Source organism: Aquabacterium sp. (genome assembly GCF_044226965.1).
Lineage (GTDB): Bacteria > Pseudomonadota > Gammaproteobacteria > Burkholderiales > Burkholderiaceae_C > Pseudaquabacterium.
In genome coordinates this window covers 22,795-33,059 of record NZ_JBGAGA010000067.1, presented here as the reverse complement: position 1 = coordinate 33,059, position 10,265 = coordinate 22,795, and the positions used below count along the sequence as shown (strand labels likewise).

At 73.3% G+C, this 10,265-nt stretch carries 12 protein-coding genes; 9 read left to right on the top strand and 3 right to left on the bottom strand.

Annotated elements, in window-relative coordinates; translation table 11 throughout:
* The 7 genes from ACILR4_RS23035 to ACILR4_RS23005 all read left to right on the top strand — a co-directional run.
* Nucleotides 1–317 (top strand): RNA polymerase sigma factor (locus ACILR4_RS23035; protein WP_395703227.1); only part of this gene is annotated, 317 nt, incomplete at its 5' end.
* On the top strand, nucleotides 314–985 hold the full coding sequence (locus ACILR4_RS23030; RefSeq protein WP_395703226.1) for a zf-HC2 domain-containing protein: 672 nt from the start codon (nucleotides 314–316) through the stop codon (nucleotides 983–985). The genes ACILR4_RS23035 and ACILR4_RS23030, both read left to right, overlap by 4 nt.
* Nucleotides 985–2,331 carry a S8 family serine peptidase gene (locus ACILR4_RS23025; RefSeq protein ID WP_395703225.1) on the top strand — a complete coding sequence of 449 codons (1,347 nt, stop codon included), beginning with the start codon at nucleotides 985–987 and terminating at the stop codon, nucleotides 2,329–2,331. Before ACILR4_RS23030 ends, ACILR4_RS23025 begins: the two co-directional genes overlap by 1 nt.
* 157 nt (nucleotides 2,332–2,488) lie before the next feature.
* Nucleotides 2,489–2,956 carry a hypothetical protein gene (locus ACILR4_RS23020; RefSeq protein WP_395703224.1) on the top strand — a complete coding sequence of 156 codons (468 nt, stop codon included), beginning with the start codon at nucleotides 2,489–2,491 and terminating at the stop codon, nucleotides 2,954–2,956.
* Nucleotides 2,953–4,023 carry a hypothetical protein gene (locus tag ACILR4_RS23015; RefSeq protein ID WP_395703223.1) on the top strand — a complete coding sequence of 357 codons (1,071 nt, stop codon included), beginning with the start codon at nucleotides 2,953–2,955 and terminating at the stop codon, nucleotides 4,021–4,023. Before ACILR4_RS23020 ends, ACILR4_RS23015 begins: the two co-directional genes overlap by 4 nt.
* A 76-nt stretch (nucleotides 4,024–4,099) precedes the next feature.
* Nucleotides 4,100–4,798, top strand: coding sequence for a hypothetical protein (locus ACILR4_RS23010; RefSeq protein ID WP_395703222.1), 699 nt, complete (start codon nucleotides 4,100–4,102; stop codon nucleotides 4,796–4,798).
* A gap of 86 nt (nucleotides 4,799–4,884) precedes the next feature.
* On the top strand, nucleotides 4,885–5,538 hold the full coding sequence (locus tag ACILR4_RS23005) for a phosphatase PAP2 family protein (RefSeq protein ID WP_395703221.1): 654 nt from the start codon (nucleotides 4,885–4,887) through the stop codon (nucleotides 5,536–5,538).
* Here the strand turns inward: ACILR4_RS23005 and ACILR4_RS23000 are convergent.
* Both ACILR4_RS23000 and ACILR4_RS22995 read right to left on the bottom strand, forming a co-directional pair.
* Complete coding sequence (locus ACILR4_RS23000; protein WP_395703220.1) at nucleotides 5,472–6,770, bottom strand: glycoside hydrolase family 18 protein; 1,299 nt, start codon at nucleotides 6,768–6,770, stop codon at nucleotides 5,472–5,474. The two genes, ACILR4_RS23005 and ACILR4_RS23000, sit on opposite strands and share 67 nt — an antisense overlap.
* A complete protein-coding gene (locus ACILR4_RS22995; protein ID WP_395703219.1) occupies nucleotides 6,767–7,813 on the bottom strand; it encodes a transporter in 1,047 nt (348 codons plus the stop codon). Before ACILR4_RS22995 ends, ACILR4_RS23000 begins: the two co-directional genes overlap by 4 nt.
* Before the next feature lie 105 nt (nucleotides 7,814–7,918).
* Between ACILR4_RS22995 and ACILR4_RS22990 the strand changes: the two genes are divergently transcribed.
* Together ACILR4_RS22990 and ACILR4_RS22985 are read left to right on the top strand one after the other, a co-directional pair.
* Entirely contained in the window at nucleotides 7,919–9,100 is a 1,182-nt protein-coding gene (locus ACILR4_RS22990; protein ID WP_395703218.1) for an ABC transporter substrate-binding protein, read from the top strand.
* A 47-nt stretch (nucleotides 9,101–9,147) separates the two neighbouring features.
* On the top strand, nucleotides 9,148–9,816 hold the full coding sequence (locus ACILR4_RS22985) for a hypothetical protein (RefSeq protein ID WP_395703217.1): 669 nt from the start codon (nucleotides 9,148–9,150) through the stop codon (nucleotides 9,814–9,816).
* Between the two features lie 15 nt (nucleotides 9,817–9,831).
* Here ACILR4_RS22985 and ACILR4_RS22980 read toward each other — a convergent pair whose 3' ends face one another.
* Nucleotides 9,832–10,251 carry a hypothetical protein gene (locus tag ACILR4_RS22980; RefSeq protein WP_395703216.1) on the bottom strand — a complete coding sequence of 140 codons (420 nt, stop codon included), beginning with the start codon at nucleotides 10,249–10,251 and terminating at the stop codon, nucleotides 9,832–9,834.
* Nucleotides 10,252–10,265 lie beyond the last annotated feature (14 nt).

The following is a 10,265-nucleotide window of genomic DNA, read 5'->3' as shown; positions in this document are numbered from 1 at the left end:
CGCTGAAGGCCTTGCGCCAGCACGGCGAAGAACCGCAGGCCGAGGACGAATCGGTCGCGGGCCGGATGCTGGCCCACGACCCCGGCGAAGACCGCGAACGCATCGACTGGGTGGGCAAGGGCCTGCGGCGCCTGCCCGCCGACCAGCGGCTGGTGCTGGAGCTGGCCTACGGCGGCGGCCACTCGGTCGACGAGATCGCCGCCATCCTGCAATGCCCCGAAGGCACGGTGAAGGCGCGCATGTTCTACGCCCGCACCAAGCTGCGCCACCTGCTGCCGACGCTGGCCGGGCGCCACGACGGCACGGAGGGACCATGAACGAGCACCAACCGCCGACGCAGCCGGGGCCCGACGCGGCCACCGGCGCCGACGACCATGCCCGCACCTGGGCGCTGATTCCCTGGCTGGTGAATGGCCGCGCGGTGGGCGCGGAGCGCGACCGTGCGCGCGCCCACCTGCAGCATTGCGCCGCCTGCCGCGCCGAATGGCAGGCCCAGCGAAACCTCGCCCAGGCGCTGCAGGCCGAGGCGGCCAAGGTCCAGGGCCTGCCCGATGCCGAAGCCGGCCTGCAGCGCCTGCTGGGCCGGCTGGACACGGTGCCGCAGGCGCAGCCGCCCCGCCGCAGCATCGGCCGGCTGCCGCTGGCGCTGGCCGCCGCGGTGGTGATCCAGTCGGTGGGCCTGGTGGTGCTGGGCCTGCGGCCGGCGCGCGAGGCACCAGCCGACTATGCCCCGTTGAGCCAGCCCGCCGGCGGCGTTGCGGCGGCCGCCACGCTGCGCCTGCTGCCGGCAGGCGACATGCCGATGGCCCGCTGGCAGGCCCTGCTGCAGAGCCACGGCCTGGTGGTGGTGGAAGGGCCGAACAGTGCGGGGGCCTATGGCGTGGCGGCGCGCCGGGCGGGTGCCGCTGCAGCCGATGCCGAGTTGCTGGCCCGCCTGCGTGCCACGCCCGGCATCCTGCTGGCCGAGCCGGTGGGGCGACCCTGATGTGGCGGGCCCTGCTGGCCTTGGGTCTGGCGACCGGCGCCTGCGCGCAGGCGCCGAGCATGGGCGCGCAGGCGCCGGACAGCACCAGCGCGGCAGCATCGGCACCGGCCGCTGCGGCCGCCTCGGCCAGCGCCGCCGACCCCGAGGCCGCGATGCGCGCGGACAGCCGGCGTTATATCGTCCTGGCGGTGGACAACCCGCTGCAGTCGGTGCCGCGGCGCGCCGGCAGCAGCCTGCAGGCCTACGCGGCGCCACCGCGTTATGGGCTCGGGGCCCAGGCCGCGGCAACGCTCGCGGCGGTGCAGCGCGAACATGGCCTGGTCGCGGTGGCCGCCTGGCCGATTGCCGCGCTGGGCGTGCATTGCGTGGTCTACCAGCTGCCGCCCGCGGTCGACCGCGAGGCATTGCTGCGGCGCCTGGCGGCCGATGCGCGCGTGCGCCTGGCCCAGCCGCTGAACGACTTCAGCCCGCAGACCCAGGCCGCGCCGGCGCCGGAGGCCGCGCCGGAAGCGGCTCGCTACAACGACCCCTATGTCGGCCTGCAGCGCGGCTTTGCCGACACCGCGGCCGCCCGGGCCCACCGCATCAGCACCGGCCGCGATGTCGAGATCGCCGTGGTCGACACCGGCGCGGAGGTGGCCCATCCCGACCTGGCCGGCCGCATCGCCGAGCAGCGCGACCTGGTCGGGGCCGGCCAGCCCTTCGAGACCGACCGCCACGGCACCGAGGTGGCCGGTGTCATCGTCGCCACCGCCAACAACGGCCTGGGCATCGTCGGCATCGCGCCGCAGGCCCGGCTGCGCCTGTACCGGGCCTGCTGGTATGCCGCGCTCGGCAGCGCCGCGCGCTGCAACAGCTTCACGCTGGCCAAGGCCCTGGCCGCGGTGCTGGAGGGGCCGGCCCGCGTGCTCAACCTGAGCCTGGGCGGGCCGTCCGACCCCTTGCTCGAGGCGCTGCTGCACAAGCTGCTGCTGCAAGGCCGCATCGTGGTGGCCGCGCTGCCCGCCAGCGGCCGGCGTGAAGGCTTCCCGGCCGGGCAATCCGGCGTGCTGGTCGCCGGCATCGCCGGCACGCCGCTGCCGCCCGGCGTGCTGCCGGCGCCCGGGCGTGACGTGCTGACGCTGGTGCCCGGCGCCCGCTACGACTACGCCAGCGGCAGCTCGCTGTCCGCCGCGCACCTCAGCGGCGCCGTCGCGCTGCTGCTGGCCGCGGCGCCCGGGCTCGAGGCCGGCCGCCTGCAGGCGCTGTTGGCGCCCGAGACCGACGCGTTGTCGATCAACGCGGAGCAGGCCCTGCTGCGCCTGGGCCGCGATACGCGGCAGGCGCGCGACCAGATCTCGCGCTGAAGCGCCTGCGCGGGGGTCACCCGCGCTGAGGCCCCTGCGCGGGCGCCCCCCCGCGCGAGCCGCCGTGCCGCCATTTTTGCGTTGCCCGCATTCAACCAAAAGCGCCCGGCGCGGCACTCACCGCCATGACCAAGGCTGGCAGACCGGGAGGGCGTGCGTGAGATGTCGCGAAGTGTGGCGCTGCGGGGCGCTGGCCGCCGTGGCCATGGCCCTGGCCTCGTGCGGTGGCGGCAGCGGCGAGGGGCTCGACGTCAACGGCCGGCCCTTGACCGGCGGTGACGACGGCAGCGCGGGTCCGCTGCGGCCGACCTTCTCGTCGATCCAGGCCAGGGTGCTAACGCCGATCTGCACCGGCTGCCACGCGGGCGCGGCCGCGCCGATGGGCTTGCGGCTCGATGCGGGCAGCAGCTATGCGCTGCTGGTCGGGGTGCCGAGCGCGGAGGCCCCCGGGCTGCGGCGCATTGCGCCCGGCAACCCGGGCGAGAGCTACCTGATCCAGAAGCTCGAGGGCAGCGCAGCCGTCGGCGCGCGCATGCCGTTCGGCGGCCCTTACCTCGATGCCGCGACGATCGCCGTCATCCGGCAATGGATCGCCGACGGCGCCCGGCAGGACGGCCAGCCATGAGGCGCCTGTTGACGCTGCTGTGGCTGGGCCTGGCCGGACTGGCCCATGCCGAGCCCTACCTGGCGGTCGACATGGGCCTGAAGTGCGGTGCCTGCCACGTCAACCCCACCGGCGGCGGGCTGCGCAATGCCTTCGGTGCGCTGTACTCGCAGCAGCTGATGCCCGCGAACAAGCTGCCCGAGGCGGTGCCCACCTGGACCGGCGCGCTGCACGAGCGTCTGCGCCTGGGCACCAACCTGCGCGGCGACGCCACGCAGACCCGCATATCGGGGCAGCCAACGGTGTCGCAGACCGAGCTCAGCCAGTGGCGGGTGTACCTCGATGCGCAGCTGATCCTCAACCACCTCGGCGTCTACCTCGACCAGCAGCTGCGGCCCGGCCAGCCGCAGCGCCAGGAGGGCTACGTGCGCCTGAGCACCGCCGATCAACGCTGGTATGCCAAGGCGGGCCAGTTCTACCTGCCGTTCGGCTGGCGCCTGCAGGACAACACGAGCTTCGTCCGCTCGCTCAGCGGCATCAACATGGCCAACCCGGACAAGGGCCTGGAGCTGGGCTACGAGGATGACGAGTGGTCGATCCAGCTGGTCTCGAGCAACGGGCCGGGCAACGTCGGCCCGGTGCACGGCGACCAGCTCACCGGCCAGGCGGTCTGGATCCGGCCCGACTGGCGGGTGGGCCTGGCGCACGCCCGCACGCATTCGTCGGCCGGCGACCGCAGCAGCACCGGCCTGTTCGGCGGGCTGCGCACCGGGCCGGTGGCCTGGCTGGGGGAAGTGGACCTGGTCAGCGACAGCGGCTACCCCGATGGCACGCGGCGCCAGCTGGCGCTGCTGGGCGAGGCGAACTGGAAGCTGCGGCCAGGCCACAACCTCAAGCTCACCAGCGAACTGCTGGACCCGGACCGCGCCGTGGCGAACGACCACAAGGTGCGCTACAGCCTGGTCTACGAGCTGACGCCGCTGCCCTTCACGCAGCTGCGGGCCGGCTACCGCCACCACGGCGGCATTCCGCAGAACGCCTTCGACAACCGGCGCATGCTGTTCGTGGAGCTGCACCTGTTTCTGTAGCCCGCGCCACTCGCAACCTTTTGCGCATTAGCCGGCACTCACGACGACCTGGGACTTTCACTGGAAGAGGACTGCGATGACGATTCGACTGCATGCACACCTGCGGCGCCTGGCGCCGTGGCTGCTGGCCCTGCCGCTGGGCAGCGCCTGGGCCCTGGGCGCCACCTTCGACGGCGCCAGCGGACTGCTGACGCTGCCCGACGTCAAGGTCGGCAGCAGCACCTACGCCAACGTGCGGCTGGAGGTGATCAACCCGGCCAACCTCACGTTCCGGCTGCGCGAGGCCACCCTTTCGCAGAACGCGGGCACCACGAACATCAGCTTCGATGCGGCCACGGGCGTGCTGACGATTCCGGAGGTGGCCGTGGGGGGCGACACCTACCGCGCCACGCTGGCCATCACCGACGCGGCGACCTACACCTTCGTGCTCAGCTCGGCCACCAAGACCGCGGCGGCCGCCACGCTGTCGCAACTGCAGGCCGAAGTGTTCACGCCGCGCTGCTCGTTCTGCCACACCGGAGGCGGCAGCGCGCTGCCCGGGGCCATGAACCTGACCGACGGCAATGCCTTCGCGAACCTCGTGAACGTCGCCTCGCGCGAAAGCACGGGGCTGATGCGGGTGGCGCCCGGCGACGCGGCCAACAGCTACCTGGTCCGCAAGCTCGAGGGCACCAACAACGTGGGCGCGCGCATGCCGCTGGGCGGGCCGTACCTCGATGCGGACACCCTCGCGCGCATCAAGTCCTGGATCGCGAGCGGCGCGCCGAACAACTGAGCCGCCCGCCGGTTTCTCGCGCCAAGCCTGGCTTAAGGCCGCGGGCCCAATATCGCTGCATCGTGAATCACGGAATCGGAGATTCCATGCAGAAGTTGGGAACGTGGCGCCGCGTGGTCTGCGGCGTGGTGGCGGGCATCGCGATGGGGGCCGCGCAGGCCGGCTGCACCGGTGACGGCAAGTCAGGCGGCCTGCTGGGCATCGACCGCTGCGACGAGTTCGAGGCCACCGGGCTGCTCTCGCGCAGCAACCAGAAGCGGGCCGATGCCCTGGTGATCGGCGGCACGCTGGCGGTGGCGCTTTGGCAGGGCAGCGAGTCCGGGGCCGGGCGCGATGCCTGGCATGCGCTGGACGCGATGGCCACCGCGGCCGTCGCCACCGAGCTGATGAAGAACGTGTTCCAGCGCCCGCGGCCTTCGCAGAACGAGGACCCCGACCTGTGGCGCCAGGGCAGCGGGCACAAGAGCTTTCCCAGCGGCGAGACGGCGATGATGGCCGCCTTCGTGACGCCGCTGATCCTGGAGCATGGCCAGGAGCACCCGGCCACCTGGGCCCTGGCCGCGCTGCCGGTGGCGATTGGCGTGGCCCGCATGGGCTCGCAGGCGCACTGGACCAGCGACGTGCTGGTGGGCGGCGCGGTGGGCGCGGCGGCGGGCTGGCTGGCGCAGGAGCGTCAGGTGCCGTTGCTGCTGTTGCCGCTGCGCGGCGGCGTGTTCGTGGGCCTGAACAAGCGCTTCTGATCGCGGGCCCCGCGCAGGCCGCGGTTCATCGCGCCGAGCAGTTCGCCGTTGTCCTGCGAATACTCCCACGCGAACACGCCGGCCAGGCCTTCCCGGCGCGCGTAGCGGGCCTTCTCGGCCACCGCGCGCGGGTCGTCGTAGCCGAGCCATTGGCGTGTTAGCGGGTTCCACAGGCTCCAGGCCCGGGTGACGGCGTCGAAACGCGCCTCGAAGCCCTGCAGCCCGCGGCCCTGGTCGTCCAGCCACTGGGCGCGGATCTCGCGGTAGGGGATCGAGCCGTCGGCGCCGGGGAACACGCCTTCGCGCGGCATGCCGGTGAGCGCGCCGGTCGGCGGCAGCGTGACGCCGGTGAAGCCGCGGCCATACATCGCGACGCCGGCCACCAGCTTGGCTCGCGGCATGCCGGCGCGCCGCAGCGCCTGCACCGCGCCTTGCAGGCTGTCGTTCCTGCCTGGGCTGCTGTCACGCAAGGCGGTGTGATGGCCCGCCTGCGCGCTCCAGCTGCCGTAGAAGTCGTAGCTCATCATGAACAGCAGGTCCAGCGCCGAGGCCGCGGCGCGGAAGTTCACCTTGCTCACGATGGCGTCGGTGGTGTTCACCGCGCTGGTCACCAGGTAGCGGCGGCCGCGCTCGCGACCCAGCGCGTCGAGGCCGAAGCGCAGGTCCTGCAGCAGGTCGGCATAGCCCTGGCCGTCTTCGGGCTGGCCCAGCGGCACGCCGTTGGCCGAGCCGTTGCTGGTGGGATGTTCCCAGTCGATGTCGATGCCGTCGAAGGCCGGGTGCTGGCGCAGGAATTCCACCGCCGAGGCCACGAACACCGCGCGCTTCGCCGCGTCGTTGGCCAGGTGGAAGAAGGGGTCCGAGCCGCCCCAGCCGCCCACCGACGCCACCACCTTCACCTGCGGCGCGCGGCGCTTGAACTGCGCGAAGGCGGCGTCGAAGGTCTGTTCGGTGTCGCTGGTGGCCAGCTGGAAGTCGCTGCGGCCCTGGCACGCGGCTTCATCCTTCGACAGCTGGCCCGGTCCGCACAGGCGCAGGAAGGCATACAGCAGGTGCGTGACGCTGCGGGCCGGCAGCTGCTCCAGCAGCGCCGGCGGCGCCCAGTTCGGCACGTAGACGCCGACCACGTTGCCGGCGGCCTGGGCCGGTGCGGCGGCCACGGCCAGCGCGCAGGCCAGCGCCCGCGCGGCGCAGCCAGGGCCGGTGAGCAGGCGGGTGAGCAGGCGCTTCATCCGCGCCGCCGCAGCCCGCGCATCGCGAAGCCGGCGATGCCACCGGTCAGCGCGGCGATGAAGGCCAGCATGATCCAGAAGCCGCGCTTGTCCTCGGCCAGCGGGATGCCGCCGACGTTCATGCCGAACAGGCCCGACACCAGGTTGATCGGCAGCGCCAGCACGGTGACGATGGTCAGCGTGAACAGGCTGCGGTTGTTCTGCTCGTTCACCCTCGCGGCCGATTCGTCCTGCAGCAGCTTGATGCGGTCCTGCAGCGCCGATACGTCGCGCAGCACGACGACGAACTCCTCGCTGGCGCGGTGCAGGTGCTGGCGGTCGGCGTCGGACACCCAGGCCGGCGGGCGCGACAGGGTGCGCATCAGCGCGCTGGGCTCGGGCGCCAGCAGGCGCTGCAGCCGCACCGTCAGCCGGCGCAGGCGGCCTAGCGCCAGATCGAAGCGGCCACCGTGCGCGTCGCGGCCGGCCAGCAGCGCGTCCTCGATGTCGTCGATGCGGTCGGTGGTGCTGCGCACGATGCGCTGCAGTTCGTCGGCCTGGTCGTGCAGCAGGTGCACCAGCAGCTCGACGCTGGAGCCCAGCTGCTCGCCGCGCCGGACCGCCACGCGCAGCCGGTCCACCGAGCGCAGCGGGTGGAAGCGCGCCGTCACCACCAGGCCGGGCTTGACCGCCATCCACAGCGTGGCCACGTCGCCGGCGTCGAAGCTGAAGTCGAAGGCCACGTCGTTGATCACCGCGTACAGCGCTTCGCCGTCGCGTTCGATGCGGGTGGAGCGCGAGCCCTGGCCCCAGGTCTCGTAGAAGCTTTCGTCGAGCCCGCTGTGGGCCTTGAGCCAGGGCTCGGCGGCGGCATGGCTCAGGTTCATGTGCAGCCAGACGAAGCCGGCCTCGGGCTGCAGCCGCGGCCCCAGGCGGGCCAGGGCCTCTGCGGCCGAGGCGAGCTGCTCGCCCGGCGCGTCCGGCCGCAGGTGGAAGGCGCAGATCAGGCCATCGGCATCGGCGCCGTAGCTCTGGGCGGGGGCGGTGGGCAGCGGGGCGGTCATCGCGGGCGGCGGTGCGGTGGAGGCGACGGCATCGTATGTCGCGAATATGTCACGGCACGCGGCGATTCATCGGCTGGTCACCGGCGGCCGGCAGCATGCGCGCCGATGACATCGCCGACTCCATTGCTCCCCCTGCGCCGCCGCGCGGTGCTGGCCCTGCCGGCCGCGCTGACCCTGAGCCCCGCCTTGCTGCCCGCCCCCTTGCGGGCCGCGCCGAAGGAGGCGGCGCGCGATGCCGGCCGCCCGCGCCTGCTGCAGCTGGTGGATGCCGCCGCGATGCAGCAGGAGCTGGTGCGCGACTACACCACCGGCTGGCGCCTGGCCTGGGCCACGCGCAGACCGGCCGCCCCCAAGGGAGCGGGCGGTCCCGGTCCGGTGCTCTTCACGCGGCCGGTGGACCTGCAGAAGCCTGGCGCGCTGAACGAGGTGGTCGCGCTGCTGCGCCAGGACCCTTCGATCATCGGCATCGCCGGCAGCGTGGGCGAAGGCCTGGCGGTGCAGGCCATCGCCGCCACCGCGGCCGCGAAGCTGCGCATTGCGCACATCGGGCCGTGGATGGCCGATGCGCGCCACGACGCGCAGGACGAGGTGCTGAGCCTGTTCCCTTCGCGCGCCACGCAGCTGCGCCATGCGGTGGCGGCGGTCAAGGGCATGGGCATCGACCAGGCGGTGGTGGTCTACCCGGGCCAGCGCGAGCAGCAGCTGTACGAGGGCCAGATCGACGCCAGCGCGCGCGCGCTGGGCCTGCGCGTGGCGACGGTGTCGCTGAACGATCGCGAAACCTGGCCACAGCTGACCGCGCGGGTGGCGAAGCTGGCGCCGTCGCTGCTGCTGTTCGTCGGCGGCACGGCCGAGCTGGCGGTGCTGTCGCAGGCCATGGCCGCGCAGCGCCTGCGCTGCTTCGTGCTGAGCCTGTCGGACGTCGACCATGCCACGCTGCTGCAGATGCACCCGGGGGCCGGCGTGCCGCTGATCCTGACCCAGGTGGTGCCCAACCCGGGCAGCAGCGCGACACCGCTGGTGATGCGCTACCGCGCCGCGCTGAAGGATCTGTTCGACGAACCGCCATCGCCGCTGAGCCTGGCCGGCTTCGTGGCCGGCGCCTGCGCGCTGGAAGCCTGCCGCCGCGCCGGGCCGACGCTGGATCGCGCCAGCCTGCTGGCCGAGGTGCAGCGCCGCACGCCGATGGACATCGACGGCTTCCGCCTCGACTTCAACGCCGGCCGCCGTGGCAGCAGTTTTGTCACCCATACTCTGCTGCGCGCCGACGGGTCGCTGGTGGGCTGACTGCACGGGCCCCTGCGCCGGCCGCGGCCGAGGAGGACGGAGGGGGCATGCATCAGGCGCCATACCGGAGCTGGACCTTGCTGCTGCTGTGGCTGACCGGCAGCGGCGCACAGGCCGCGGGCGGGCATTTCGAGGTCGACGACGCGACGATGCTCGGTGCCGGCCGTTGCCAGCTGGAGACCTGGGCCTTTCGGGGCAAGGCCCTGGCCGAAGAGGGCCAGCACCTCGGGTCGGCCTGCGCGTTCGGCGGCATCGAATGGGGCCTGAACCTGGACCGGCTGCGCACGCGCGGCAGCGAAGCCGCCGACACCTGGGGGCCGGGCCTGAAGTGGGTGTTCGACGCGCTGCCGCAGCGCCTGAGCCTGGGCCTGGCGCTGGGGGCCGCGCGGCCGCTGCAGGGCGGCGGCGGCACGGTGGCCACGGCGTACCTGCCCGTCACCGCATGGCTGGACCCGACGCTGCAGCTGCATGCCAACCTGGGCGCCGACCGCGAGCCACAGCTCGGCTCGACCCGCCGCCTGGGCCTGGCCGCCGAGTGGGCGCCGAACGAGCACTGGAGCTTCACGCTCGAGCGCAGGCTGCAGCTGCGCGACTGGCGCAGCCGTGCGGGGGTGCGCTACAGCTTCACGCCGACGATGTCGGTCGACCTGGGCGTCGCCCGCGCGGCCGGCCATGCGGTGCTGGCGGCGGGCTTCAACTGGGAGTGGGAGCGCTGAAGGCCCGCGCCGGGCTCAGCCCTTGCTCTTGCCCGGCCGGCCGGTCTTGATCGAGGGGACCGCGGCGAGTGCCGCAATCAGCGCCTCGTCCGGCAGCGCGGCCAGCAGCTTGATGCCGGCGCGCAGCAGCTCGCTCTTCTTCGCGGGCCTGGTCAACTGCACCAGGCGCTGCTTCAGTGCGTCCAGCACCTGGTACTCGCTGCGCGGGATCGTGAAGCTGTCGCGCACGAGCTTGTGCTTGGGCGGCTTGGCAGCGGCCGCGGAATCCGCTGCGGCGTTCGCCGTGGCCGGAGCGGTCGTCGTGGCGGCGGGCTTGGCGGCCTTGGCCGGCGGGCGCTTGGCCGCGGCCCGCGCCGGCGTGGCGGTGCGCGATCGGGCGGCTGAGGTCTTGGCCGGGGTCTTGGCCGGGGTGGGGGAAACGGGCGTCTTGCGCATGGGATTCGGGAACC

Excerpts from the sequence above, each read along its gene's own strand:
- ACILR4_RS23030 (WP_395703226.1), top strand. The coding sequence starts at position 314 with ATGAACGAGCACCAACCGCCGACGCAGCCGGGGCCCGACGCGGCCACC.
- ACILR4_RS23025 (WP_395703225.1), top strand. The coding sequence starts at position 985 with ATGTGGCGGGCCCTGCTGGCCTTGGGTCTGGCGACCGGCGCCTGCGCG.
- ACILR4_RS23015 (WP_395703223.1), top strand. The coding sequence starts at position 2,953 with ATGAGGCGCCTGTTGACGCTGCTGTGGCTGGGCCTGGCCGGACTGGCC.
- ACILR4_RS23010 (WP_395703222.1), top strand. The coding sequence starts at position 4,100 with ATGACGATTCGACTGCATGCACACCTGCGGCGCCTGGCGCCGTGGCTG.
- ACILR4_RS23005 (WP_395703221.1), top strand. The coding sequence starts at position 4,885 with ATGCAGAAGTTGGGAACGTGGCGCCGCGTGGTCTGCGGCGTGGTGGCG.
- ACILR4_RS23000 (WP_395703220.1), bottom strand. The coding sequence starts at position 6,770 with ATGAAGCGCCTGCTCACCCGCCTGCTCACCGGCCCTGGCTGCGCCGCG.
- ACILR4_RS22995 (WP_395703219.1), bottom strand. The coding sequence starts at position 7,813 with ATGACCGCCCCGCTGCCCACCGCCCCCGCCCAGAGCTACGGCGCCGAT.
- ACILR4_RS22990 (WP_395703218.1), top strand. The coding sequence starts at position 7,919 with ATGACATCGCCGACTCCATTGCTCCCCCTGCGCCGCCGCGCGGTGCTG.
- ACILR4_RS22985 (WP_395703217.1), top strand. The coding sequence starts at position 9,148 with ATGCATCAGGCGCCATACCGGAGCTGGACCTTGCTGCTGCTGTGGCTG.
- ACILR4_RS22980 (WP_395703216.1), bottom strand. The coding sequence starts at position 10,251 with ATGCGCAAGACGCCCGTTTCCCCCACCCCGGCCAAGACCCCGGCCAAG.